Origin of the sequence: Endozoicomonas sp. SESOKO1 (assembly GCF_024606265.1) — a bacterium.
Taxonomy (GTDB): Bacteria; Pseudomonadota; Gammaproteobacteria; order Pseudomonadales; family Endozoicomonadaceae; genus Endozoicomonas.
The window spans coordinates 1-26366 of sequence record NZ_JAHHPP010000064.1 but is presented as its reverse complement, the minus strand read 5'-3'; the positions used below and the strand labels follow the sequence as shown (position 1 = coordinate 26366).

Below are 26366 nucleotides of genomic sequence, written 5' to 3'. Positions count from 1 at the left end.
ACCCATTTTCAAACCACACTTCCCGGTCAGCGATGATGATTCATTCTGCTGATCCATGGTGACCGTTTGGGTCAGCCCGTGGAAGTGGGGCGCATTATACGCAATTGAATGACTATGCCAATCCTCGGTTAACACGTATACGACATCAGCTTTATGTTTCAGCCTCCCGATACAGCAGACCGAACACTATACCAATGCGAATAAAATGAATCTTATTTACAGTATATGGAAATATAGCTACCGCTTTCTGCCAAAAGAAAACACACGAGTCCTCAACAGCAACAGGATCGCCAGTAAAGCACCATAAATCACAGGTTCCGTATAGTCACTTTTAACCAGCCAGAGAAAATGAATAACCGCAAGAACCGCAGCAACGTAAACCAATCGATGCAATTGACTCCACTGCTTACCCAATCGCCTCATCATGTTTTTTGTTGAAGTCACCCCCAAAGCCATCAGAATCGATAGCGCAAAAGCACCGACAATAATATAAGAACGCTTATAAAGGTCTTCTAACAATGTCTGCCACTCCCAGGACAGCATAAAAGCCAGATAAGCCAATAGATGCAAAACCGCATAGAATAAGGTGAATAAACCCAGCATCCGCCGGAACCGGATCAGTTTTCCAATGCCCGTCATCTGTCGTACGGGTGAGATAGCCAGCGATAGCATCAGAAATATCAATGCCCACTCTCCCAACCCGTGGGTGAGAGCGCTGGCAGGGTCTGGCCCCAGGTGATTTTCCAGAGCTTTCAGGACAAGATTCGCTAGTGGAAAAAGGCTGAGAGGAAACACAACAAGTTTGATTTTTGCAACCCGATTCATGCCTCTCTCCTTTATGTGAACCTGTTAATAGAAGCGCGTTAAATCCATGCCTTTATATAAGTCAGCAACTTCTTCGCCGTAGCCATTAAAAGGCTGTGTCTCAATTCGATTTGGAGAGAGCAGTGTACCCGGCAACCGTCGCTCATATTTCTGACTCCAGCGGGGATGATCAACGGCAGGGTTTACATTGGCATAGAACCCGTACTCTTGTGGTGCTGATGCTTCCCAGGTGGTTGCAGGCTGCTGCTCGGTCAAACGTATTTTGACAATGGACTTAATGCTTTTGAAACCGTACTTCCAGGGCACCACCAGCCGGAACGGTGCACCATTCTGATTGGGCAATATATCGCCGTACAGCCCTGTTGCCATCAACGTCAGCGGATGCATGGCCTCATCGATTCTCAAAGCTTCAACATAAGGCCAGTCCAGCGAAGCAAAAGAAGACCTCTGTCCCGGCATCTGCTCAGGATCATACAGCGTGGTAAATTCGACAAACCGGGCTTTGGACGTTGGCTCAAACTGCTTGAGAATATTGGCCAGAGGGATACCAATCCACGGAATCACCATGGACCAGGCTTCAACACACCGAAGCCGATAGATGCGCTCTTCCATAGCGTGAGGCTTGAGAATATCTTCAAGATGGTAGCGGCCGGGCTTGGCAACCTCACCTTCAACAACCACTGACCATGGATCGGTTTTCAGGGAGTGTGCGTTCCTGACCGGATCCCCTTTCCCTGTACCAAACTCATAAAAGTTATTGTAGGTAGTAACATCTTTATGCGGTGTCAGTACTTCATTTGTCGTATAAACGTTGGGGATAAACTCAAGCACCTGCTTTTTCAGCCATTGTGGACCTGGCTGGGAAGGCATGGTATCGACCTGGGCTTTTTGACTAATGGCCTCCCCTTCCTGAGAACATCCTGCCAACATCAGCCCAAGCCCGGCCATGGCAAGACGTCCGGACTGCTGCATAAAACGACGTCGGTCGTGATAGATAGGCTCTGGTGTAATTTCACTGCTGCAGATATCGGATCGTTTTTTTATTTTCAGTAGCATGATATCTCCTTACCAAACACTACTTTTATTACGGTCATTCTGGAGAGGTGATCACACCCATGGCCGAATTTTCCTCATAATGCCAAGGGAAATTAAAGAGCTCAAGCACCCTCGGATCTCACGTATAAGAAAAGCCAGCAATGCTGGCTTTATAAGAAATCGAAGAAAATCTAAACCGTTCCTTCGTGATCACTCTTCTCTTCCCCAAGCCGCCAGATCGCGGTGATTGGGCCAGAACAGGCATAAGCCAGGAAGATCAGCAGCAGTGTGCGTGGCGGATCCATAAACACCACAGCGAAGGCAAGCACAATCGCCAGCAGGAACACAAAGTGTACCCGGCCTCTCAGGTCAATCTTCTTGAAGCTGTGATAGCGAATATTGCTGACCATAAGGACACCCGCTCCCCCGGTAACCAGCGAGCCAATCAAGGCGACTAAGGTGGACTCACCATTGAAACCGAAGTCACTTAATGCCCATACCATACCAATCACAACCGCTGCAGCCGCCGGACTGGCCAGGCCGGTAAAGTAGCGACTGTCGGTTACCTCAATCTGGGCATTGAACCGGGCCAGCCGCAGGGCTGCACAGGCCGCATAGACAAAGGCAATCATCCAGCCAAACTTGCCAAGCTCCTGCAGTGCCCAGCTGAAAGCCACCATGGCCGGGGCAACACCGAAGGTGACCATATCTGCCAGGCTGTCATACTGCTCACCAAACTTGCTCATGGTGTTGGTCATTCTGGCCACGCGACCATCCAGACCATCCAGAATCATGGCAACAAATACGGCGATACAGGCCAGGGAAAAATTACCCGCCTGTGCAGCGATAATGGCGTAAAAGCCACAAAACAGGTTACCGGTCGTGAAAAGGTTGGGTAACAGGTAGATCCCTTTGCGACGGATCGCCTGCCCTTCTTCAATTACCTCTTCTTCGTGCTCGTCTATAGGAAAAAAACCGTCGACGGCATCTTTATTACTCTCCGGCTTTTCCATTTTCTCAGTCATTGACACATCTGCTCATCATTACAGAACCAGCGTGGGACTGTACCACGAATACGCTTTTGGAGGGATACAGTCAGATCAAACATTAGGTAAGGGACCACCCCTGCTGACATCGTTTACGAAGTGAAGACCAGAACCGCTCAGCACCGGCATGCAGACGAACATCATTCCGGTAAAGCTTGATCTCCACAGAGCCCCAATATTCCTGATGTTTTTCCGGGTTGACGAAGTCCACCAGCTGTCCACTGGCCAATTCATCCACAATGGCATAACCCGGCAGCCAGGCAATGCCGCTGCCATTCAATGCCATGACTTTCAACAAGTTGGTCAGCGAAGACTCCATAACTGGCTGAAATCGGGGAAGGTCATTGATAGCTCGAAGCAAACCATTCACCTGCCTTCCCATAAACGCTGCCGGGCTGTAACCCAAAATGGGGACAGGCTCAGCCTGGTCAGGCTTGAAGCGGGGCAAACCGTCCGCATCGGGCGCACAAACGGGCCGGAGTTCCGTGTTGCCGAGGGAAAGAGATAGAAAAGGAGGCTGCATCAGGGCTTCAATATCAAAAGCCAGGAGAAAATCACACCGCCCTTCCTGAAGCGCTTCAACAGCCAGGTCGACATCAATACTCTCCACCCGGCTTCTCAGAACATGGCCATCATTGCTCATGGTCTGTATCAGTTCCGGTAACAACGTGACGGAAAGGGAGTGGGCTGCCGCAAAATCCAATGGTTGTGGCCCAACGCCGTTCTGGCCTTTCAGCTGATGCAGGCCATCTTCCATCTGTCGAAGCAGATTCCGGGCGGTGGTATGGAACAGTCGCCCTTCCGGGGTCAGTGCCAGCGGTGTTGTAGCCCGATCAATCAGCTCGACACCGAGGGAATGTTCAAGGCTGCGTATACGACGACTGAATGCCGGTTGCGTAACATTCCTGAACTGCGCAGCCCGGGAGAAGTTGCGCAGCTCCGCTAAAGCCAGAAAATCTTCCAGCCATTTGGTTTCCAGATTCATTCAGAGAGCCATTCAAATGCGCCCTTAACCCGTAATTGACCTGCTGACATGCATAATGCCCAAAGGAAATCACATGGCTGACAACAACCTCAGGCTGGCTCAGGGCGCAGTGGGAATATACGGCAGAGTCAGCATAACAGCCTACCGCAACTCGACTTTTACAATACCCAGTGAGTCTGCCACAGTCGTGAAAAGGAGGGAAAATATATCGCTCAGGCCAAAATCAATAGCCTTTTCCTTCTGAGAGAAAAACAAAGCTCCTGAAAAGGAGCTTTGTTAGTCAACCCATTTTTCAACAGTTTTTTAAGGTGATTAATGAGCAGTCGGCATCTGATACAGTCAGCATCTGATAAAAGTTATCTTTCAACCTGGTACGACGCTGTTTCAAATCGTTGCATCATGCGGCTTGCATTTGATAATCACCCTGACAGTGATTGTCATGGCCGGTGTAATACCAGTCGACACAGGCCCGGGCTAACAGCTCTGTGGCATCAACACACAGTTCAGGTTTCTGTCTGGCAATATTGGCAAGACCAATTGGAATTTCAGTACAGCCCAGAATAACCGCCTCAGCACCTTCATTGACCAATGCATCAAAGACCACTTCCATGCCCTGTGACCCCTGCTCCAGGCGACCAGCCTTGATATCATAAATAGCGGTCATGACTTGTTGCTGCGCAAGGTCATCAGGTACCAGACACTGGCCACCCATAGTGTGAATGCGCTTCTTATAAATCCCGGCAGCAACCGTTGCATTGGTTGCCATCAGTCCTGCATTCAGAATTCCTCGCCTGGCCAGCTCGCAACAGACGACATCCACAATGCTGATCATCCGGACTGAAGCTTGCTCCTTCAGAGCATCAAACCAGTAATGAGCGGTGTTGCAGGGAATAACCACACATTGTGCACCTGCATTTTCCAGCCTTTTTAGCCCACCCAGCAGCGCCGGAAACGGGTCTTCTCCACCCTGAAGGATACAGGCACTGCGATCCGGTATCTGCGGTACATTATGTACCAGCATCGGGATATGATCCTGATCAGTGGCTGCCTGACTCAGGGCAATCACCTTCTGCATAAAATCCACGGTTGCCAGTGGTCCCATTCCACCAAGAATCCCCAACATCATTCTGCCCCACACCAGAATTGGTCTCTGAGAACAGTGTTTTCCACTGGGCAGGTGGTTGTGAAATGCCGAAAATGGTCAAATGATGCCAAAACGGCATAATGCACGAACCAGCCTCAGGCGTACGCCCAAAAGCCATTCACCTTTCGCTATCCGCTAAGCTTTATGCTACAAAAACCGTGAATTGCCGTTTTTCCAATACCAACTGGCAGACAAACGTAACCAAGAGTTGGTCGAAGCCCTTGAGAAATAAAGATTGAGTATGAACATACGAACTTTGCTGTCTAACCATCGCTTCCTGCCCCACAGCTTGAAAATTGCCGGTGCTCTGACTATTTCTCTGATGGTCGTCGGCTGTCAGAGCACCTATTACAGCGCCATGGAAAAAGTGGGCATCCATAAACGCGATCTGATGGTTGATCGCATTGAAGACACCCAGGTTGCACAGGAGCAGGCTCAGGAGCAATTCCAAAGCGCACTGGAGCAGTTCCAGAGTGTCATCAACTTTGATGGTGGAGACCTTGAAGCAGCGTACAAAGACCTGAACTCAGAATACGAAGACAGCCTGGCCGCCGCCGAGAAAGTAAGGGACCGCATTGCCAGCGTTCAGAGTGTTTCCGAGGCACTGTTTGACGAGTGGGAAGATGAACTCAACCTTTACACGAGTGATAGTTTGCGCAGGGCCAGTGCCCAGAAGTTGAAAGACACCCGCCGTCAGTATCAGCGTATGATGGTCAGTCTGGAAAAATCTGAACAACGGATGCAGCCAGTACTGGATGCCTTTCAGGACCAGGTGCTTTATCTGAAGCACAACCTGAATGCCCGGGCCATCAGCGCATTGAAAGGTGAGTTCAATACCATTAAGGCCGATATTGACCGCCTGATCAGTGATATGCAGGTGTCCATTGACCAGTCACGGCAGTTTATTCAAGCACTCAAGCAACCCTGATTTTCGGCTCTTTATATTCAAGAATGTGACTCCCAAAAAAAAACAGGATACTTCTTGCGAAATATCCTGTTTTTTCAAGTGCCAATTCTAAACTCTCAGTCAGAACTTAGTTTTTCTCTTTATCAACCAGCTTGTTCGCAGTAATCCAGGGCATCATTTCACGCAGCTGGGCACCCACTTTCTCAATCGGGTGAGCCGCATTGTTGCGACGATAGGCGGTCATGGATGGATAATTCAAAGCGCCTTCGGAGATAAACTTCTTGGCATACTCACCGTTCTGAATATCTTTGAGCGCTTCACGCATCGCCTTGCGGGACTCGTCGTTGATCACCCGTGGGCCGGTCACATACTCACCATACTCCGCATTGTTGGAGATGGAGTAGTTCATATTGGCAATACCGCCTTCGTACATCAGGTCAACAATCAGCTTGAGTTCATGGAGACACTCAAAGTACGCCATTTCCGGAGCATAGCCCGCTTCTGTCAGGGTTTCAAAACCGGCCTTGACCAGCTCAACAGCACCACCACAAAGCACAGCCTGCTCACCAAAGAGGTCTGTTTCCGTTTCGTCTTTAAACGTCGTTTCGATAATACCGGTACGACCACCACCCACACCGGAAGCGTAGGAAAGAGCAACATCCCTGGCCTGGCCGGAAGCATCCTGGAAAATAGCAATCAGATCCGGAATACCGCCGCCTTTAACAAACTCTGAGCGCACCGTATGGCCCGGAGCCTTGGGGGCAATCATAATGACATCAAGATCCGCACGAGGTACGACCTGGTTGTAATGGATGGCAAAACCATGGGCGAAGGCCAGGGTCGCTCCCTGCTTCAGGTTCGGTTCAATCACCTCTCGGTAAAGCTGGGACTGGAACTCGTCCGGCGTCAGAATCATAACAACATCAGCCTGGGCAACCGCCTGGGGGACTTCGGCTACGTAAAGGCCGGCAGCTTCTGCCTTGGCCCAGGAAGAGGAGTCCTTGCGCAGGCCAACCGTTACTTCAACGCCAGAGTCTTTCAGGTTATTGGCATGGGCATGCCCCTGAGAGCCATAGCCAATAATAGAGACTTTTTTGCCACGGATAATGGAGAGGTCACAGTCTTTATCGTAATAAACTTTCATTGAGTTACTCCTGAAAGAAAACACCGGTTCGGTGGCCAGCTGATGGATTTAGGCTTGTTATTTACACAGCGGCTGCATGCACCGGGAGTGCTGTCCGCTCTCTCAACCTGAAGTACACCATACCCGACAGGTGATTCTGCGTATAGTTGCATTTAGTGATATATTTGCAACTTAAAATTGCAAAATATGAAATAAACTTTATTTTTATATGGCTATAGACCTTCGCCCTCTGAAACAGTTTCTCGCACTGGCCGAATCCCTGCACTTTAACAGGGCCAGCCTCATTTGCCATGTCAGCCCTTCAACCCTGAGCAGAAGCATCAAACAGCTGGAAGATCAGCTGGGCGTGACACTGTTTGAAAGGGATAATCGAAGTGTCTCATTAACTGCAAAAGGAAAACGATTCCAGGCTTATGCCCGTGAAGCGCTCTCGCAATGGGACATTATTCATAATGAACTGGTGGCTGATGCCGGGGAACTGCACGGCTCATTGAGCATGTACTGCTCAGTCACCGCCAGTTACAGCTTTCTCTATGAGATTCTCAGCCAGTTCCGACCACGATACCCGGGCATTGAAATCAAACTGCATACCGGTGACCCTGAGCCAGCCATTCAGAGGGTATTAACCGAACAGGAAGACCTCGCCATTGCCGCCAGGCCTGACACCCTTCCTGCCGGACTGGCATTTCAGCAAATAGCCATTTCACCCCTTCGGTTTATTGCCCCCGTTGAATCCCAGCTACCAGAAGCACTGTCTGAAAAACAACTGACAGCGGCCGACTTTGCCGACATTCCCATGATTCTGCAGGAAAAAGGAATCGCAAGACAAAGACTGGATTCCTGGTTTGAGGCTAATGGGAGGTACCCGAACATCTATGCCCAGGTGGCTGGCAATGAGGCCATTGTCAGTATGGTCAGCCTGGGCTTCGGTGTCGGTGTGGTCCCTGAGATTGTCTTGAATAACAGTCCGCTGGCTGGAAATGTCCGGGTGTTAACCGTCAGCCCGGAACTTAAGCCTTATAAAGTGGGCCTGTGTGTACTGGAAAAGAAGCTGAAGAACCCACTGATTGCTGCATTTTGGCACCAACTGTCGGAGAGTCCGAGTTTGGGCAACAGACTGTGAAACAGAAACATTTCTGGTTGATGATCAAGCCCGCTCATTTACTGCCCTTCGGATGCACCAGGGACGGGCGAAGGATTTTCCAGCTTAATTTCCATATGCAGAGAGTTGTTTTTCACAATTTCACTATTTTTCATAGCTTCCAGTGACAAGAATTTAGGATAGCCCCACCCTTTATTTACCAGGTTTTGGGGTTTTTGGAAGCATGATGGCTTCTCAACAGAGACAAAAGTTCTCGCTATTTTTTCGGGGGGGGTATTTTGATTGACCAGAGACAACGTTATTTTCTTATTCATTGGCCAGCTCATCTGCTCATCGTACTGACCTTTCCACACGGCAATATAGACCCCGAGATAACATCCTCCACTGTCGTGTTTATAAGGATAAATTTGTCCGGAAACACAATAGCGATCTGTTGTATAGAACGCAGGAGAATAATAACTTGAGCCTTCATCTGACAAGGTATATTCCAACCATGAATTGAAACCATCGATTCGCCATAAAAATGCGTCAACACATTTATCAGTATTGTCAGGTGATTCCACGGGAGACAATCTTCCAACCGGCATGGTAGAGCGCTGAATATGACTCAGGTATCTATTGTCAGATAAATTGCTGAAAGCAAATTGCCGGAAACTTCCGGGAACAGCTAAACGGAATGGCTGCTCCATGTTACCAGCCCGTGCTGCCGATTGATCAGCCCCTGTTTGTGTTTGTTGTGTTTGGCTCACTGGCACAGGCGCATTGCGAACATCGCCAACGGCTCCAGACAATAATGGTAATGAGTGCCCTGACTTTTGTCGCCATCCTTGCTTCAGGGATTGCTGCATCAGACGTTGTTTTTTTTCTGAATCCCTGAGTTGTTCTTGCAGCTTTCTTATCTGCTGGTTCTGCATCTTTAATTTGATGCTATCAGGAATTCCTGTGCATTCATCCAAGTGGCATTTGACGTCCTGGTAAGGACCTTGCCAGGTACAGGCTGGTTTATGGCCAGATTCGAAGGTGATAACAGAAGGGCAGGGTATATTTTTGCGCGTGAGACTGCGGGTTTCGGCATTATCTTTGACGACAACTGAGCCATCTAACGGACACCTGGCCTCTTTAGGCAGGATTGCAGGGCTGGAGGTAAAGTGGCAGTCCCGGCAAAGAAGATGCCCCTGTCCAAGACACTGCACTATCGATGTGATCAGGTGGTTTTCACCGCTACACCGTACATTTTTCAAAGGAAGAGCCATTGTGAAACGAACGTTCCGGTGAGAAAAAGTTGCTGTTGTGATCTTACATGGAACATCGCCTGAATTACTGGTATTCGCAGTTGCAAGGGCAGGCTCGATCGAAGCGGGTACCATTCTGATTTTCTCCCGGACTACCGTGGAATTTTTATCAAATGTCCTCAACATCATCCGCTGGCTTATAGCAGACTCAGTGTAGAGCTTATCTGGGATTGAACAAGGCCTATTTAGCATCACGATGTTGCCCGATGATTGTTGCCCGATGATTGCTCCCCAATCACTTTCCAGTATTCCAGTGAAAGATTAAACAGTTTCAGTTTATACTTGGAGATCTCCCAGCTTAATCTCTATTTGCAGAGAGTTATTTTTCAGGAATTCGCTAATGTTGCTGGCATTCAAGTTCAAAAATTTAGGAAAGCCCCATCCTTCATTTACCAGAATTGGGGGATTTTGGAAGCCTGGCTTGTCATCAGAGGCAAACCTGTCCCCTACACTTTTGGAAAGGTTATTTTGATTTACCGCAGACGCCGTTATTATCTTACTCATTGGCCAGCTAACCTGCTCATCGTATTGACCTTTCCAAATGGCGATATAAAGCCCGAGATAGCTTGTTCCACAGGCGTGTCTATAACAACAAATTTGTCCGGAGACACAATAGCTGTCTGTTGTATAGACTGGTGGAGAATAATAACTCAGATCATTATCTGATACTGCATCATTAATTTAATTCCGTCTGGGATTCCTGAGCATTCATCCAGGCGGGACCGGATGTCCTTGTAAGATCCTTCTCAGGGACAGGCTGGTTCACGGGGGGGTTGAAGGTGGATTTAGAAGGGCAGGGTATAATTGTATGCCTGAAAATACGGCTTTCGGCAAGATCGGTGACGATCTCCGAGCCGTCTAACGGGCACTTGGTTCGTTCAGGCAGGACCTCAGGACTGGGGGAAAACTGACAGTCCCGACAAAAATAATGCCCTTTTTCAAGACACTGCGCTATCGATGTTACTAAGTGGTTTTCACCGCTACACTGTATGTTTTTCGGAGGGAAGCCCATTGTAAAACGAATGTTCCGATGAGAAAAAGTTGCTGTTCTGGCCTCCCATGGAACATCAGTTTGATTATTGATGCATGCAGTTGCGAGGGTTGCCTCAGGTGAAACAGGTGTCATCCCGGTTTCCTCTCAAGTTGTTATTGTAAATAACTGACTGGTTAGTGATTTATGAAAAAACAAATTGTTTACTGCCCAACATTATTAACCTGAAAGCTGTGAAATACAGGTATTATTGCCTTCTCAGCCAATAACGGAAAAATTGGTCAGGAGATTCATTATAATGATTAACAATAATTTTACGATCCAACCGCATCTTACCAATGAACTAGCCATTGAGCCGCTAAAACAAAAAGAAAAAATTGAAAAAGATGACCAGAATATAAACAGAACCTGTCAGGATAACATTTGTGAAACTTCTGTTATCAACCAGATAAATAAACCGGAAACAACTCCTGAAAAATTGTCTACCAAAACACCATCTAAACTCGAACATTATTCTGTTTCAACTCCTGGAGGAATTATCTGGCATGAAGGAGGAAGAATAGCTTATGAAAGTTCCTCTGCAAAGGTACTTCCAGCAAATGTAAAAAACAGTAAAGAGCCTTCCATTATCAAAATAAGTGCTACTCTTGAGTCAGTTGATTGCCTGATATCAAAGGATAAGCAATGGCTATCTTTTCTTCAGGATTTTTTCAGGCAGACGCCGATTCAATCATCATCTATCGATAGAATACTAACTTTACAAACGGAAGCTGGAAAAATCGAAGAAATCATTTTTCTGTTAGAAGATAGACAACATAATAAAGGTTATGGCAATTTAAATCTGTTTATAGAATTTTTAAGGAACTTTGTCAGGCTTTCTCCTGGCACTTTACATCGAATTCGCTTTTCTGGTTGTGAATACACGCTTGGCAATAAGTTACCAAATCTTATTTCTGGTTTACCTGACCGCTACATTGATGATGCAGCCATTCATGGAGATATAACAGACAGATTATCATCATCAGAAACAGAGCCTAAAAAGATATTTGGAATTCCGTACATAGTAGAACCTGGACAACCAAAAGAATTTATATCAAAAAATACATTGCAAATTTATACTCATTGGGACTAGATAATATCACCGTGTTTGAATTTGATTTTTTACCAAAACGATTGTTTGAGTTGGTTTGTTACTTTTCCAACATCCCCATTTATGCACCAGGAGCCAGCACCGCTAATATGGCGCAATGCTTGAATAAACCGTATCTGGGACTTTATGGTCATGAATTACCAGAAACAGGCAATCCGGTACGCTTAGGCCGCTGGAAGGTAACCAATGATGCATTGTATTTGAATTCATGCCGTATCCAGGAGATTAAATCAGCGCTGTTAACAATGAGCAAAGAGCAAATCAAGTTAAGTGACTATAGTAACAATGATTTATGGAATAATCCTGAAAATGCCCATTTAGACCTCAGCAAGATATGGAAAACAATCACCAAATTTATCTTGATACATCATGATGGTCTAATCGTGACCTTATTGCCGTATTTTTTTAATGGAACAGATACCTCAAATATTCATAAATTTCCCAAACTCTCTGCTGATGACCGGCGGAGTTACTTTACGCGGTTATTAGACGAAGGCAGGTTACCCGAGTTTTGCCAGTACGTCTGTGATAAATCCAAAGAGATATTGTTCGATTATATGTCACGAGCGACTAAGCCAGAAGACATTTTCTATGAACTGGCCAGGGAATTACAACAAAAGGCATTGCATCCTGACAACAACATGATGCTGGAAGTGTTAGAAGAATCATTACTTAGCCGGTAACGGGAAATTGGTTCGGAGATATTTTATGATTAACAATAATTTTCCAGTTCAATCTCAACTTACCAATGAACTGCTAAAACAAAAAGATAACCAGAATATTACTAATACCTTTGAATGTCCGAAAACCTGTAATACAGGTGAACCCTCGAAGAATATTTTTGCAACGCCTGTCATAAATCAAGTAAACCATCCAAAAAATACACCAAAATCTTTTTTTGCTGAAACTTCGTCCAAACTGGAGCATTATTCTGTTTCAACCAATAAACGAAAGACCTTACATGATCAAAGAAGCACTGCTTATGAAAGTTCCACAAAAGAGGTACTTCCACCAAAGGCAAAAAAAGGTAAAGCACCTTCTATTATCCAAAGCAGTGTTCTTCAGCACATTGATTGCCTGATAACAAAGGATAAGCAATGGCTATCTTTTCTTAAGGATTTTTTCAAGCAAATACCAATTCAGTCATCATCTATCGATAGAATCACTGCTTTACAAACTAAAGCTAAAAAAGTTAAAGAAATTGTTTTTCTTGTAGAACATGAGTCATACAATCGAGGTTATGGTAACTTAAACCTGTATATAGAATTTTTAAGGAATTTTGTCAGAATTTCTCCTGGTACTTTAAAACTGATTCGCTTTTCTGGCTGTGAAGAAACTCTAAGTAACAAACTACCAAATCTTCTTTCCGGTTTACCTGACCGTGACATTGATGAATTTACCATTCATGAGGACCACAGGTTATCATTACGGAAAATATGCTTCGATAAGATATTTGGTATTCCATACGTAATACAAGATAGAATACCAACTAATTTTTTATCAAAAAACACACTGCAAATTTACACCGTTTGGGACTCGTTTAAAACATCACCAAAAGTCCCATTATTTCAAATTACTAACTATAGATGGTTCCCTGGGTGTGTTAGGAACAACCTACCAAAAAATCAAGAAAATCATCTGCCCATTTATCCGTACGAGGCAAATAAAAATACGTCAACACCAGAGTTAATGAAAAGGGAGATAGCTAACAGCTTACAAAATCAGGCAATACATGGTTATGATACTAAAAAATTAGTTCAATTTTTTACCGAATTATTTCAATCGGCCAAAGAAAATCAAATATATTTAGCCCTTTTTTATCATTGTGCCGGGATGACGAAATATCGGTATTACAATTACACAAACGCTGCTAAAGTGTGTTTTAATGATAAGCCTATCATCATTATTGCACCACACAGCGAGAAGGAAAAGCGCCTGTCTGAAAAAGAACGAAAAGAGCTAAGTGATACTGGTAATATACAGTTTTCAACTAATTACTCCTTAGACTTTACCTCTGAGAAATTACGTAAAGATAATATTACCGTATTTGAATTTGGTTTTTTACCAAAGCGATTGTTTGAGTTGGTTTGTTACTTTTCCAATATCCCCATTTATGCACCGGGAGCCAGCACCGCTAATATCGCTCAGTGCTTAAATAAACCCTATCTGGCGGAAATTGGTGGTCATCAAATGACATCAATAGGCAATCCGGAATTCTTAGGTGGCTGGAAGGTAGCAAATGATGCATTTGATTTGGATTCATTCGGTATACAAGAGGCTAAATCGGCTCTGTTAGCAATGAGCAAAGAGCAAATCAGGTTAAGTGACGGTAAAAACTATAAGCTCTGGCGGGATCCTGAAAACGCCCATTTAAAACTCGATATGATATCTGACGAAATCACCAAATATATTCTGGTATATCGTGGGCTAATCGCGACGTTAATTCCACATTTTTTTAATGGTACGGACACATCAAAAATCCATAAATATACCGAACTCTCAGCTGATGATCGGCAAAGTTACTTTACGCGGTTATTAGACGAAAGTAGATTACCCGAGTTTTGCCAGTACGTTTGTGATAAATCCAATGAGATACTGGTCGATTATATGTCACGAGCGACTATACCGGGAGAAAGCTTTTATGAACTGGCCAGAGAATTACAACAAAAGGCATTGCATCCTGACAACAACATGATGCTGGAAGTATTAGAAAGCAATCTTCCCAGTGACTGACATCCGGCTAAGCCAAAAATAACCAGATCAAAGGGTTTTGAATAAACTACCCCGCAACAAGCTGCGGGGTATATGACCAAAAATTAACAGTCAGAGCTTAAAGAGATAACACTTTTTCCCCACGGGAGATACCGGTCACCCCACTTCGCACAACTTCCAGCACCTGTGCCTGACCAATGGCTTCAATAAAGGCATCCAGCTTTTCACCGGTTCCGGTCAACTGGATGGTGTAGACAGAGCTGGTCACATCGACGATCTGACCGCGGAAGATATCCGCTGTCCGCTTCACCTCAGCGCGCAGTGGCCCGCTGGCACGCACCTTGATCAGCATCATCTCCCGTTCAATATGGGCACCTTCGGTCAGATCCACCAGCTTTACCACATCCACCAGCTTGTTCAGCTGTTTGGTAATCTGTTCAATGACCTGGGGATTACCCACTGTGGTCAGCGTCAGGCGAGACAGGGTATTGTCCTCCGTGGGCGCAACATTCAATGTCTCAATATTGTAATTACGCTGGGAGAAGAGCCCGACAATACGCGACAGTGCACCGGGTTCGTTCTCAACCAGGACAGAGATAATCCGTTTCATCAGGTCCTCTCCGTTTTGCTGAGCCACATATCGGCCATATTGCCGTCCTTGATCTGCATGGGGTAAACATGCTCACTGGTGTCCACCTGGATATCCATAAAAACCAGTCGGTCTTTCAGCGAGAACGCCTCCTCCATCGCCGACGTCAGCCTGGCCGGATCGGTAATTCTCATGCCCACATGCCCATAGGATTCCGCCAGTTTGACAAAGTCTGGCAGCGATTCCATGTAAGAGTGGGAATAACGGCTGTCATACTGCATATCCTGCCACTGTCGTACCATGCCCAGTGCCTGATTATTCAGGTTGATGATTTTGACGTTCAAATCATATTGCCGACAGGTCGAGAGTTCCTGAATATTCATCTGAATACTGCCCTCACCGGTGACACAGGCAACATGGCTGTCCGGGAATGACAGCTTGACCCCCATGGCGGCCGGCAGGCCAAAGCCCATGGTTCCCAGGCCACCAGAGTTGATCCAGCGGTTTGGCTGATCAAATGGATAATACTGGGCAGCAAACATCTGATGCTGACCAACATCAGACGTGATGTAGGTGTCTGTACCCCGGGTCACGTCATACAGTGTCTCAATGACCTGCTGGGGCTTGAGAATGGTGCTGCCACCTTTGTCGTATGGGAACAGGCCGCCGCGCCCTTCACGCCACTCATTGATCTGGCGCCACCAGCTATCGAGCATTTCCTGAGCAATGCGGGTGTCTGTCTCTTCTATCTGACGGATCATGGTGTCCAGTACGGCATCAACCGGCCCGACAATCGGCACATCCGCCGGTACGTTCTTGGAGATACTGGCCGGGTCAATATCAATATGAACGATCTTCGCATTCGGGCAGAACTTTGACGTGTTGTTGGTGACCCGATCATCAAAACGGACGCCTACGGCCAGTATCAGGTCCGCATTGTGCATTGCCTGGTTTGCGCAGTAGCTGCCGTGCATACCGAGCATACCCACAAACTGGCGGTCCGAACCCGGGTATGCACCCAGACCCATCAGGGTATTCGTCACCGGCACATTCAACGTTTTCGCCAGCGCGGTCAGTTGTTCAGAGGCCTTGCCCAAAATAACACCGCCACCGGCATAAATAATGGGCCTTTTAGCCTCAGTCAGCAGTTCAACCGCTTTGCGTATCTGGCCATTGTGACCTTTAACCGGAGGGTTATAGGAGCGCAGCCGAACCTTTTCCGGATAGTGGTATTCGTACTTTTTGCCCAGGTCGGTAATATCCTTGGGGATATCAACCACCACAGGCCCCGGGCGTCCGGTCTGCGCCAGATGGAAGGCTTTCTTGATGACCCCCGGAATATCTTCAGCCCGCTTGACCAGGAAGCTGTGTTTTACAATGGGCCTGGAGATACCCACCATATCCACTTCCTGAAACATATCACTGCCTATAAAGGCTGACGGTACCTGACCGGAAATCACCACCATGGGGATGGAGTCCATGTAGGCAGTGGCAATACCGGTAATGGTATTCGTTGCCCCCGGACCAGAGGTTACCAGCGCGACCCCGGGCTTGCCGGTCGCTCTTGCGTAACCGTCTGCCATATGGGTTGCAGCCTGTTCATGACGTACCAGGATATGGGTAATGGCCTTCTGCCGGAAAATGGCGTCATAGACGTGAAGAAGTGCCCCTCCCGGGTACCCATATATATACTCGACTCCCTCATCTGCCAGTGATCGGACCACCATGTCCGCGCCGGATAATAGCTCCAATTGCTGACCCTCGGCTTTATTTGGAATGAATTTTTATACCGCCCCGAAAGGAACACTCTCATTTGAGCCGCCGGTAAACGGCATCAAATTGTCGCATAATTCCCAACGCAGCTTCTTGGGCAGCCTCAGGAGAGGCCATTTTTGACTCTCAGCGGCCATCAGTCAATACAAATACAGGGCATGCCAGGGCAAATAGGAATTTTTTCCACAGAAAGACGATAATTAACCAGTAGTCTGGCCAACATGCACTCACCCCCAGCCAAATTCTGCCGATTTTGAATAGTTAATTGACTGATAACGATAAGCTGTAGCTCGACTGAGCTTTCGACGCTATCGGCTCACGAATACTGGTCATGAAAGAAAGGCTTCAGGAAAATGACGGCTCATATTCAACAGTCAGGATTGATTCGCCTTAAAACCCGATACTTTAAAGCAGTCAGGGCTGGCTGGCGGGCAGCAAGGGCGGGTTGGAAAGCGGCCAGTGAACAGTACTCACAGCAGCATCCTGAGCATGACAGATCAACCACGGCCGATTCATCGCACAATAATGCAGGAAGCATATTTTCCCGGTATCTGAAAAGTCATGATGGCCATTCACCCCTCAGGTCTCTCAACTCTGTGATGATGCAACATGAGCAAATCGAAACCTATGAAAGGGAGCTACTGACTGCCCTTAATGCAGAAGAGCGGCCTGTAACCCGAAACATTGCCATCTCCGGAGCAATGGGTACCGGCAAAAGCGCATTTATCCAGGCATTCACGGCGCGTAATCCGCAATTCAAATACACCCGGTTTTTTTTGCCTGCACAGCCGACAATCAATGCCCGCATTGCCCCAGGCCGCCACGAAAATGAGAACGTATTATTAGAGCAGCTGCTGTGCAACATCACAGACAATATACCCGATGACATCAAGGCACCGCAGCCTCAACCCGGAGGCTGGCGGAAAGTCATTCCAGTGCTTATGGCCCTGTTGACCAGCTATTCCATTGCAACACTTGGCTATCTCAGTGGCATCCTGGGTATGGATCAAAGTACCGTCATCAAGGCACTCCATCGGCATTTATCCGATCCGATGCTGGCCTTTGCCAAAAAGTATGCCCCTTTATTGGCTGAACTCTCATTATTCCTGTTGGCAACACTTCTCATACTGTATCTATTCTCGGGCATACAAAAACTGTTAGCTGGCCAGAAAAGCAGGCCAACCCCGCCTGATAGTCGCGCAGACCTGTCAGATTCCGGTAATTACCTTCATCAAATCACTCATGCCTTTACCCGCAGCAGGCATGATGTTGTCATTGTTGAGAACCTGACGGACCCCTCCCAGCTGGAAACACTGTATCGTGCCAATGGCTACCTGAATGGCTCAGGCCATATTAAACACCCCATCTATTTTATCTATGTCCTGACGGATGACACACTGACGGCCAGAGACCGTACCCGCTTTTTTGACCTGATTATTCCTGTTATTCCCGCTTCCAATGCTGACAATGTCGGCCCCGAAGCCGGACCCGAACTGTATAAGCAGCTGAAAACCATCCATAGCGGTGGGCAAGATGCCGCTGATACGATGGAGAAAAACCTGATTGCGCCTTCCTGGACAAATATTCTGCATATTTTTCAGTCAAGTTCTTTAAATCCGCTGCTCCTCAAGTCTATAGCTATCCCGGAAAATACGGAAAAGCTGGCATTGCATGCGCTACCTGATAACCAGGATACATTTAACCTGCTTCTGACCCTCATTCATACCAGAGAAATCCATGATGCGACATTAAACCGGTTACTCTGTGCATTTCCTGATTTTTATCTTGAGCACCTGAACCTCGAATATATTCACCCGGGCCGCATTGAGATCATCAGTCAGCACCCCAAGTGCCGGTTCTCATTCAAAAGCCTTGAGTGGCTGGCAAAACATGAAAACCACCTCAAGGCTGACACCACCGTTCACTACCTGTTACGTTTCTGGCATGAGTATAAGGCGAGCGCCGTGAGTACAGCTCAATTAACGGTCAATACCATTGTAAAACTGCTATCCAGCAGCAAAATCAAGATTGATGATCAATTATGGCTCTGCAACCTGTTAAACGAAGAAAATGAAATTGATAGCCGTATATTGACTGCAATGCTATCACCCATAACCTCACAGCCAGCAGAACACTTTGCCATGAAAATCGGATTCCATCGGCTTGAGACGCTGATGGCAACGGCCAGAACATTATCAGAAAAGATTCATTTACTGTCCCAACAGGTAAAATACCTATCCCGGCGAGAGGTATTAACACTGCTTTCCCGGTTAGACATTGAAGGTACCGGCCTACTCATGACGGAAAATGACCAGTTCCCGTTATCCAGTACCCGGGAGAATATTGAATCAATAGTGGCACTGCAGCGGGCCTATCATACAGAGACCATTATGGAGAAAAGGGTTCGGTAAATTATGGCTAACCTGACTTTTATAAAAATTACTTCTATCCCCTGAATTAATATCAAGTAAGAAGAAACCATTTATAAAAATATGAGTCTATAGGGGTTTCATAACCTTTCAGAGGTAGCTATGCATTCATCTGTTGGCGCTTCAGCCTCAAACTTATATACACAACAAAGTCAATCGCTTGATACTTCTTCTGCCAAAAAGTCAGAGCCAGAAGTTTCAAAATCACTGGAAGCATTACTGCCACCTCCAGACCCATTCAGTTCAGAGCGGGGACCTGATGACAAAAAAATGACTGATCGTGCTATCCATTCGCAATCAGAAGGCGATGTCAGACCTGCACTGGCCAGTGTTGAAAATATGTCCATATTAGATTCACTTTCTCACATTGCAACAACATTACCAGCTGCAATATCAGCTTATGACTCAGGTATCAGTAATTCTGAACCGGAGAACAAACCACTAGACCTGCCGACCCCACAGCCAGAACCTTTGCCGGAAGCAAATCCAGAAGCAAAAGCTACTGAATCTAACGACGCGGCCAAGTCTGTTTCTGCAGGTGAAGCCACCGTTCTCACAGGAAGCGATCCTGAAAAAGAGAAGGCTTCAGGTACCAATGAAACCCCGGAAGTGTCAGTCAAGCCTCCAAAAGCCTCCGAAGCAGATCGTCAAAATGACAGAAGTCGTACATCCGCTGTGCTCGACTTATTTCGAAACTGTTGTGGCATTCGAGATCGACGAGCCAGTCACCCGCCAGCAAGACCCGACGCCTGAACATTCAGCCACAACTTGCCTGCAGATTTCATAAGCCATTGACCTTTGAGACAGCAGGTCAGCTCATTAAGCGATCAAACTGCTCAATAATCAGTAGTAGCCTTTCAACTTCCAGCCGCTCAAGCGGCAATGACTCTTCTGCATAGGGTTTGATATTTGAACCCTTTGGCAGAGAGCCCCCGCTATCGATAATGGCCCGGATACGGGGAACAAAAATCCACTGCAACCACTGGCTGAATGCCATGGTATCCATACAAAAAGGTGTGGTGCTGGCCATGGCTTCAACGGACGGGGGCATGGGAAGCCAGATATCCTGCCTGCGCAGTTCTGACTCAATAGCTTCCAGCAAAACAATAACTTCTTCAGACATATCAGCTATTTAATGCACTTAACAAATGATTGATTTTTCGTTCCAGCATAACACCCGGTCTCAGGCTTAACGCTCTCTCTGCCAATTGCCGGGACTGTGCAAAACGCCCCTGGTCCCGGCGCAGCAAGGCCAACTGGTAATAAACGTCCGGAGCCGTTGGACTGATGCGCATCGCCCGTCCAAGTAAACTCTCGGCTTCACCAAACCTGCCAGCTTCCCGGGCATTCCAGGCCTGATTCAATAGCGTGCCCAGCGCATCCTGGCGTTGCTCATAGGGTGATGATGACTGCTCTTCCTGTATCAATACCGGCGTAGAGCAACCCGCCAGAACGCCAGTCAAAAACAGCACCACAAACAATCCGGGTGGAAAAGATATCACTTTTCCACAGCTCTTGGTCAGGGAGGTCAGGGAGATAGCGTTATACATCATTCGAACCACCCTTTAATTTTGTCAAACAGAGACCCCTTCACAACATCGGCCTTGCAACCGGCATAGGCCTTTGGCTCAGAGCCCTTAATATAGGGCAACTGTATAGCGCCCTCACAATAGGGATGACTGCGGCCATTGGCCGATGGATTCACCCAGATGCTCGACACATTGCCAGCTCCCAGCGATGTTACCGACTGAACCGGCACATTCGACATAAAGTTACCCCAGATCTTCAAAGCACCGCTGCTGCCCGTCAATTTTGTCGGGCTGTTGTCATCGTGGCCAATCCAGGTCACTGCCACCAGATCTCCGGAGTAACCGGCAAACCAACTATCCCTGAGATCATTGGTGGTGCCTGTTTTACCACCCAGGGCAATACCCGGCTCAACATACTGGTATACGCTGCGCCCCGTGCCGTCTTTCATGACCATGCCCAGAGCTGTACGCAGCAGTTCCATTGGCCCCGGTGCAAAAGCCTGCTCTACCGAAATACTGTAACGGCTCAGTGGCTTGCCCTGACTGTCTACCACCGCATCGATAGCCCGCAACGGCATACGGAAGCCACCACTGGCAATGGTTTGGTACATGTTGGCAACCTCAACCGGAGCCATTGATGGAGAGCCAAGCAAGACGGATGGATAAGGTGGCAATGCCTGCTCAATACCCAGTCGCTTGAGCGTATTCAACACCGATGGCAAACCGACCGCCATCCCGGTATTGGCGGCCGCCTGATTATAGGATTTCGCCAGCGCCAGGAAGAGTGGCACCTGCCCATGGGATTTACGGCTGTAATTCTGAGGCTCCCAGTAACCACCACGGCCATCACTGATTTTCACCGGCGTATCATGGACAGGCGTCGTTAATGTGTACTGGCCTGGCCGTTCAAGAGCGGTTAGATAGATGGCCGGCTTCAACAGGGAACCAACCGGCCTGCGAGCCTCAATAGCGCGGTTAAATCCGGCATACCCGGGGTTTCGATCCCCCACAACCGCAAGAAGGTCTCCCGTCTGGGCAGAGCTGACCACCATGGCTCCCTGAAGTTGCTTGTCCTTGTCCAGAGTCTTTAACGTGCTGGTAACACTGTTCTGTGCCTCCCGCTGAATCACCGGATCCAGGTTGGTGAAAATCCTGAGTCCTTCAGAGGTCAGATCCTTCTCATCATAATCCTTGCGCAGCTGTTCTTTCACCATATCGATGTATGCAGGAAAATCGTTGGTACTGACCAATTCCCGACTGACGACACCTAATGACAGCTTTTTGGAGCGTTCAGCTTCGGCAACAGGAACGATGGATCGCTCCGCCAGGACATCCAGCACCAGGTTTCGTCTCTCCAGGGCGCGCTCAGGATATCGCCTTGGGTCGTAATAAGATGGTCCTTTGACCATAGCCACCAGCAGGGCAGTCCGTGCCAGGTCTAACTCCTTAAGCGGCTGGGCAAAGTAAAATTGGCTGGCCAGGCCAAAGCCATGAATGGCGCGGCGTCCATGCTGTCCCAGGTAAACTTCGTTCAAATAGGTTTCAAGAATCTCTTCTTTGCCGTAATGCAGCTCAAGCAGCAGTGCCATAATGGCTTCTTTACCTTTGCGAACCAGAGTGCGCTCATTGGTCAGAAAGAAGTTTTTCACCAACTGCTGGGTAATGGTACTGCCCCCCTGAACAACACCGCCTGCTTTCAGGTTGGCTACCATGGCACGGGCAATGGCGGTGGGAGATAGACCAACATGGTCGTAATAGTCCCTGTCTTCAATGGCCAGCAGGGCAGGAATCAGGTAACGGGGAGCCTGGGCGGTGCGAATCAGCAGGCGGTCTTCATAACTGGCCGGATAAATACCACCAATGGGCTGGGGATCAAGCCTCAACAGTGGCAGGTTTTTACCATCCCGGCCGACCAGGCGAATCACTTTACTGCCCTGAAAGTCAACCTTCACATAGCGCGATGGCTCAGTGCCATCGGGAAAGTGAAATCCCCGGCTGTAAATAACGAACTGGCTGCCATTGCGGGCAAACGTTCCGGGGCGACGCACATCACGAACCGCCTGATACCCCTGACGCCGGAGCTGGGACTGAAGATCACCGGGCGTTATCAGCTTGCCAGAATACAATTCAACAGGACGTGCAAATACCTTGGCCGGTATCGCCCATTTTTTACCTTCAAACTGCCTGGTAACTATGGCATCCAGATAGACAGCGTAAGCACAAACCAGAACGACCAGCGTCAAGCCCAGCTTGAACAGGATGGATTTCCACGGTACCGGATTACCCTGTTTTTGCCTTGAGGATGATTTGGTCTTTTTGGCAGGCCTGCCTTTTTTGGTCGTCGATTTTTTTACCATGCGGGTGATTATACGCCAGAGCCTATTGATGATCTTTTTCGGAAAACGAAAACAGTTGGAAAATGTCTATATTCTTGCTCTTTGGAAGGTATTTTGGAATCAAAATACCATGGCGTCGGTAATAACTGATAACTCTATGGGAGGACTCCAAAAGTCTGGTCTATTCTTAAGAGAAAATGACTTCTGACTTTTTAATAATCATGCTGTCTCTGGTACGGACGCTGGAGTTGAGTTAAGGATCCAGTACATGGCAACTGATCTGATCGAATTAAAAAACCTTGGCAAAACATCCGTACAATGGTTAAACGCTGTAGGCATCAGAACGCTTGAGCAACTCCATGACGTCGGCTCTGTCGCAGCCTACTGCAAAGTTCGTGACCGTGGCTTTAAAGTTTCAAAGGTATTGCTTTATGCGCTTGAAGGAGCCCTTATCGGGGCTCACTGGAATGACCTGGACCCGGATTACAAGGCCCGCCTGTTAGAGGCAGTAGAAGACAGCCCGCCACCACCCTGATTCCCCTTGCAAAAGCCCGACACCATTTAAGCCCTGCCGCAGACAGGGCATGCTGGATCTGCCAGCAGCCCCATTGTCTGCCACTCCATGGACATTGCGTCAAAAATCATCAAACGACCATTCAACGTTTTTCCAAATCCGGCAATCAGCTTGATGGCTTCCAACGCCTGCATTGTGCCTATCATTCCGACCACTGGCCCCAGAATTCCCGATTCAGAACAGCTGAGGCTTTCATTGCCCTGTTCATCATATAGACACCGATAGCAGGGCGCATCAGGCTGACGACGATCGTACACAGTCAGCTGGCCGTCAAGCCTGATGGCTGCACCACTGACCAGGGGAACAGAGGCCGTGACACAGGCCGCATTGATGGCAAACCGGCTGGTAAAGTTATCGGTACAATCCAGCACCACAGTCGCTTGTCTCACCTGCTCTAACAGACCTTCACCTTCCAGACATCCATGGATAGTCTCAATCTGAATACTGTCATTGACTGCCGACAGCCGGGCCTGGGCGGTGGCTACTTTTGCAGCCCCCTGATCGTCTGCACAATAAAGTAACTGCCTCTGAAGGTTGGTGATATCAACCGTATCCGGGTCAACCAGCACCATTTTTCCAACGCCTGCTGCCGCCAGGTACTGAGCAGCCGGACAGCCCAGCCCACCCAGGCCAAGAATTAAAACGCTCGATGACAGCAACCGCTCCTGCCCTTCGATATCAACCTGGGGAAGCATAATTTGTCGGCTATAGCGGAGTAACTGCTCATCATTCATGGACGATAGCTGTCCTTAATAAAATTCACAGAATCAGTCAGGACTCTGACTCAACAAACTCACCATAGGCTTCTGCATCCATCAGATCACTGAGTTCACCTTCATCCTCAAGTTTCATCCTGAAGAACCAGCCATCATTATAAGGGTCGCTGTTGACGGTTTCCGGAGCGTCTTCCAGTGTGCTATTAACTTCAAGAACTTCACCAGTCAACGGTACATAGATCTCTGAGGCAGCTTTTACAGATTCCACCGCTCCGGCCTCATCACCTGCAGCGAGTAAAGCACCGGGTTCAGGCAGTTCGACAAAAACCACGTCACCCAGGGCTTCCTGGGCATGATCTGTAATACCAATAGTGACGGTACCATCTTCCTCCAACCTGACCCATTCGTGGGAACGCAGATACCGTAACTCAGAAGGTATATTGCTCATCTATTTATCCTCGGTTGACTCTCTGTAAAGCTAAAGTGCCTCACCCTATTATCTCGCTGACGGACGACAATGGGGTAAAATCAAACACTGTTTACTGGCTCATTATTGCCGAAGAGCTCATGGCTGACTGGCACGAGCATTCTAACGAGTTTAGTGGGAAGTTTACATAGCCGGAATAGAGCGTCCCTCTGAGTTTTTTGAGCTGACTTCCGTGTATGCAAAACCCGACAGCCTGTGCAACACTGAAAAGACAAATGCTGGGCAGGATAGCCCGAAGTGTGCCGTTGATCTGAAGTTGAGCAAACATGGCACGGATTCACAGTAAATCAAGTAATAAGGTTCAGAGTCGAATGTCACCGCAAAATGCCTGCCAGTGTAATGAACAATTGTTGTCTGAGTTGATTCAGGTTATTAAAAGACTTTCTTCAAACAATTATCAGAAACCTGCCACTACTGATGGCCGACAGACGATAGGCGCCCACGTACGCCATATCATTGAGTTTTACCAGTGTTTTCTATCCGGTCTTGATAGTAGATCCATCAACTACGACAACAGGAACAGAGACCCGGAATGTGAGAGGAATGTCTCTTCTGCAGTAGACGCTTTACTGATTATCAAGGAACGGCTGGTTAAGCTAACAAAAAATACATCAAATGAGATCAATCTGACCCTCAATGCCTGCACTGATACCAATGGAAGTGTCAGTACGGCGGAAACATCCGTCGTTCGTGAGCTGTTATTTTTGCAATGTCACACCACACACCATATGGCAATCATCAACTTGCTGCTGCAACAGCCGGGTCTTCTACCTCCAAAAAATTTCGGTGTTGCAACCTCAACACTGATTTATCAAAAACAGCAGGAAGCATCCTCTGAAAGTTAGGCCGCCTTTCCAGGGTACTTCGCAAAACCACGGCAACGCTGAATGAGAACATTCAACGGTCACCAGCTATAAATCAGCACCAGCCAGTAAAAATCAGTACGAATCAACATAATATCAATTCATTTCTGGCCAGTTTTTATCCGCCGCGTTAATAAAGCCTGGAGTATCCATAAGCCACTTTTCCTGAACATTGTTGTCGTAATTCAAGTACAGTTTGTTATCGACAATGTTCCAATATTTCGGGTCTCCCGGAGCCCTTTGTTTTTTTGCAGCAACAGCCCATGCGCAGTATCCGCCATATTGAGGCATATACTGCTCGGGATGCTTCTTAAAAAGGTTTACATGTTTTTCGGAAGAGAAGTACCAATCCACCCCCAGGTACTCAAATTTATACCTGGCACTCCCTTTTACCGGCTTCCCTTGCGTGAAATAAGCAACAGCATCATAACCACTGACGGCCTGACTACTTAGCCAGCCAGTATAAATATGCTTGCCAGCAAAGGAGTTGACACTAAATGCCATCAACCAGACCATAGCTATCCTTAGTAATGCATTCATGAGGCTCCATCCTTTTCAGTTGTTTACTTTATTCTGTCTCAGAATATCAGCTGACCAGCTTCTTTTTCTATATCCATGCCTTCATCAATTATCCAAAATACTTTGAAGCCTCTATATCCATCAGCCATACTTTTTTCTTAGGTGAATTCCAAATCGTATATGCTCATGATTGATTAAGAATCCATAACCATTTATAA

The 26366-nt window shown here is 47.5% G+C and carries 26 protein-coding genes; 10 read left to right on the top strand and 16 right to left on the bottom strand.

The features are described 5' to 3' along the window. Positions 1 to 237: 237 nt before the first annotated feature. The 4 genes from KDK13_RS03975 to KDK13_RS03960 form a co-directional block, all read right to left on the bottom strand. On the bottom strand, positions 238 to 825 hold the full coding sequence (locus KDK13_RS03975; protein WP_257283617.1) for a sulfite oxidase heme-binding subunit YedZ: 588 nt from the start codon (positions 823 to 825) through the stop codon (positions 238 to 240). 24 nt (positions 826 to 849) lie between these two features. Beyond that, positions 850 to 1881: a protein-methionine-sulfoxide reductase catalytic subunit MsrP gene (gene msrP / locus KDK13_RS03970; RefSeq protein WP_257283616.1), complete on the bottom strand. Its 1032-nt coding sequence runs from the start codon at positions 1879 to 1881 to the stop codon at positions 850 to 852. A 170-nt stretch (positions 1882 to 2051) separates the two neighbouring features. Next, a complete protein-coding gene (pssA, locus tag KDK13_RS03965) occupies positions 2052 to 2885 on the bottom strand; it encodes a CDP-diacylglycerol--serine O-phosphatidyltransferase (protein ID WP_257283615.1) in 834 nt (277 codons plus the stop codon). Between the two features lie 82 nt (positions 2886 to 2967). Next, positions 2968 to 3891 carry a LysR substrate-binding domain-containing protein gene (locus tag KDK13_RS03960; RefSeq protein ID WP_257283614.1) on the bottom strand — a complete coding sequence of 308 codons (924 nt, stop codon included), beginning with the start codon at positions 3889 to 3891 and terminating at the stop codon, positions 2968 to 2970. Between the two features lie 73 nt (positions 3892 to 3964). Between KDK13_RS03960 and KDK13_RS03955 the strand changes: the two genes are divergently transcribed. Next, entirely contained in the window at positions 3965 to 4135 is a 171-nt protein-coding gene (locus KDK13_RS03955; protein ID WP_257283613.1) for a hypothetical protein, read from the top strand. Between the two features lie 153 nt (positions 4136 to 4288). Here KDK13_RS03955 and KDK13_RS03950 read toward each other — a convergent pair whose 3' ends face one another. Next, entirely contained in the window at positions 4289 to 5017 is a 729-nt protein-coding gene (locus KDK13_RS03950) for an aspartate/glutamate racemase family protein (RefSeq protein ID WP_257283612.1), read from the bottom strand. A gap of 259 nt (positions 5018 to 5276) precedes the next feature. Here KDK13_RS03950 and KDK13_RS03945 point away from each other — a divergent pair, with 259 nt between their 5' ends. Beyond that, positions 5277 to 5963, top strand: coding sequence for a DUF2959 domain-containing protein (locus KDK13_RS03945; protein ID WP_257283611.1), 687 nt, complete (start codon positions 5277 to 5279; stop codon positions 5961 to 5963). Between the two features lie 106 nt (positions 5964 to 6069). Here the strand turns inward: KDK13_RS03945 and ilvC are convergent, their stop codons facing one another. Next, positions 6070 to 7086: a ketol-acid reductoisomerase gene (ilvC, locus tag KDK13_RS03940; protein WP_257283610.1), complete on the bottom strand. Its 1017-nt coding sequence runs from the start codon at positions 7084 to 7086 to the stop codon at positions 6070 to 6072. Between the two features lie 214 nt (positions 7087 to 7300). On the opposite strand from ilvC, the gene ilvY reads away from it, so the two are divergent. Beyond that, on the top strand, positions 7301 to 8209 hold the full coding sequence (gene ilvY / locus KDK13_RS03935) for an HTH-type transcriptional activator IlvY (protein ID WP_257283619.1): 909 nt from the start codon (positions 7301 to 7303) through the stop codon (positions 8207 to 8209). A gap of 38 nt (positions 8210 to 8247) precedes the next feature. Here ilvY and KDK13_RS03930 read toward each other — a convergent pair whose 3' ends face one another. Both KDK13_RS03930 and KDK13_RS19130 read right to left on the bottom strand, forming a co-directional pair. Further along, positions 8248 to 9555 (bottom strand): hypothetical protein, encoded by a 1308-nt coding sequence (locus KDK13_RS03930; protein WP_257283609.1) that lies wholly within the window; start codon positions 9553 to 9555, stop codon positions 8248 to 8250. Positions 9556 to 9756: 201 nt separating this feature from the next. Further along, positions 9757 to 10134: a hypothetical protein gene (locus KDK13_RS19130; RefSeq protein ID WP_373692203.1), complete on the bottom strand. Its 378-nt coding sequence runs from the start codon at positions 10132 to 10134 to the stop codon at positions 9757 to 9759. 635 nt (positions 10135 to 10769) lie between these two features. On the opposite strand from KDK13_RS19130, the gene KDK13_RS03920 reads away from it, so the two are divergent. From KDK13_RS03920 to KDK13_RS03910, 3 genes are read left to right on the top strand one after another with little or no spacing between them, the layout of a single operon-like run. Next, the gene (locus tag KDK13_RS03920) at positions 10770 to 11603 is read left to right on the top strand and encodes a hypothetical protein (protein WP_257283605.1); all 834 of its coding nucleotides are present in this window, start codon (positions 10770 to 10772) and stop codon (positions 11601 to 11603) included. Between the two features lie 11 nt (positions 11604 to 11614). Next, positions 11615 to 12304 carry a hypothetical protein gene (locus tag KDK13_RS03915; protein ID WP_257283603.1) on the top strand — a complete coding sequence of 230 codons (690 nt, stop codon included), beginning with the start codon at positions 11615 to 11617 and terminating at the stop codon, positions 12302 to 12304. 25 nt (positions 12305 to 12329) lie between these two features. Continuing rightward, entirely contained in the window at positions 12330 to 14354 is a 2025-nt protein-coding gene (locus KDK13_RS03910; RefSeq protein WP_257283602.1) for a hypothetical protein, read from the top strand. A 97-nt stretch (positions 14355 to 14451) separates the two neighbouring features. Here KDK13_RS03910 and ilvN read toward each other — a convergent pair whose 3' ends face one another. Both ilvN and KDK13_RS03900 read right to left on the bottom strand, forming a co-directional pair. After that, positions 14452 to 14943 (bottom strand): acetolactate synthase small subunit, encoded by a 492-nt coding sequence (gene ilvN, locus KDK13_RS03905; protein ID WP_257283601.1) that lies wholly within the window; start codon positions 14941 to 14943, stop codon positions 14452 to 14454. Next, entirely contained in the window at positions 14943 to 16673 is a 1731-nt protein-coding gene (locus KDK13_RS03900; protein WP_257283600.1) for an acetolactate synthase 3 large subunit, read from the bottom strand. Before KDK13_RS03900 ends, ilvN begins: the two co-directional genes overlap by 1 nt. Positions 16674 to 17048: 375 nt before the next feature. Between KDK13_RS03900 and KDK13_RS03895 the strand changes: the two genes are divergently transcribed. Further along, positions 17049 to 19106, top strand: a complete 2058-nt coding sequence (locus KDK13_RS03895; RefSeq protein WP_257283599.1) for a hypothetical protein — start codon at positions 17049 to 17051, stop codon at positions 19104 to 19106. Between the two features lie 120 nt (positions 19107 to 19226). Beyond that, positions 19227 to 19877: a hypothetical protein gene (locus tag KDK13_RS03890; protein ID WP_257283598.1), complete on the top strand. Its 651-nt coding sequence runs from the start codon at positions 19227 to 19229 to the stop codon at positions 19875 to 19877. 58 nt (positions 19878 to 19935) lie between these two features. Here the strand turns inward: KDK13_RS03890 and KDK13_RS03885 are convergent, their stop codons facing one another. Genes KDK13_RS03885 through mrcB form a run of 3 tightly spaced genes read right to left on the bottom strand, consistent with a single transcriptional unit; the run spans position 19936 to position 23010 of the window. Beyond that, complete coding sequence (locus KDK13_RS03885; protein ID WP_257283597.1) at positions 19936 to 20247, bottom strand: YqcC family protein; 312 nt, start codon at positions 20245 to 20247, stop codon at positions 19936 to 19938. 1 nt (position 20248) lies between these two features. Beyond that, positions 20249 to 20677: a tetratricopeptide repeat protein gene (locus tag KDK13_RS03880; protein WP_257283596.1), complete on the bottom strand. Its 429-nt coding sequence runs from the start codon at positions 20675 to 20677 to the stop codon at positions 20249 to 20251. Further along, the gene (gene mrcB / locus KDK13_RS03875; protein ID WP_257283595.1) at positions 20674 to 23010 is read right to left on the bottom strand and encodes a penicillin-binding protein 1B; all 2337 of its coding nucleotides are present in this window, start codon (positions 23008 to 23010) and stop codon (positions 20674 to 20676) included. The genes KDK13_RS03880 and mrcB overlap by 4 nt, the downstream gene beginning before the upstream one ends. A gap of 247 nt (positions 23011 to 23257) precedes the next feature. Between mrcB and KDK13_RS03870 the strand changes: the two genes are divergently transcribed. After that, positions 23258 to 23524 (top strand): TfoX/Sxy family protein, encoded by a 267-nt coding sequence (locus KDK13_RS03870; RefSeq protein WP_066014644.1) that lies wholly within the window; start codon positions 23258 to 23260, stop codon positions 23522 to 23524. A gap of 26 nt (positions 23525 to 23550) precedes the next feature. On the opposite strand, the gene KDK13_RS03865 is transcribed toward KDK13_RS03870, so the two are convergent. Further along, positions 23551 to 24297: a molybdopterin-synthase adenylyltransferase MoeB gene (locus KDK13_RS03865; RefSeq protein ID WP_257283594.1), complete on the bottom strand. Its 747-nt coding sequence runs from the start codon at positions 24295 to 24297 to the stop codon at positions 23551 to 23553. Positions 24298 to 24334: 37 nt separating this feature from the next. Next, entirely contained in the window at positions 24335 to 24727 is a 393-nt protein-coding gene (gene gcvH / locus KDK13_RS03860; protein WP_257283593.1) for a glycine cleavage system protein GcvH, read from the bottom strand. A gap of 350 nt (positions 24728 to 25077) precedes the next feature. Between gcvH and KDK13_RS03855 the strand changes: the two genes are divergently transcribed. Then, entirely contained in the window at positions 25078 to 25611 is a 534-nt protein-coding gene (locus KDK13_RS03855; RefSeq protein ID WP_257283592.1) for a DinB family protein, read from the top strand. A gap of 114 nt (positions 25612 to 25725) precedes the next feature. On the opposite strand, the gene KDK13_RS03850 is transcribed toward KDK13_RS03855, so the two are convergent. After that, a complete protein-coding gene (locus KDK13_RS03850) occupies positions 25726 to 26169 on the bottom strand; it encodes a YHS domain-containing (seleno)protein (RefSeq protein ID WP_257283591.1) in 444 nt (147 codons plus the stop codon). Positions 26170 to 26366 lie beyond the last annotated feature (197 nt).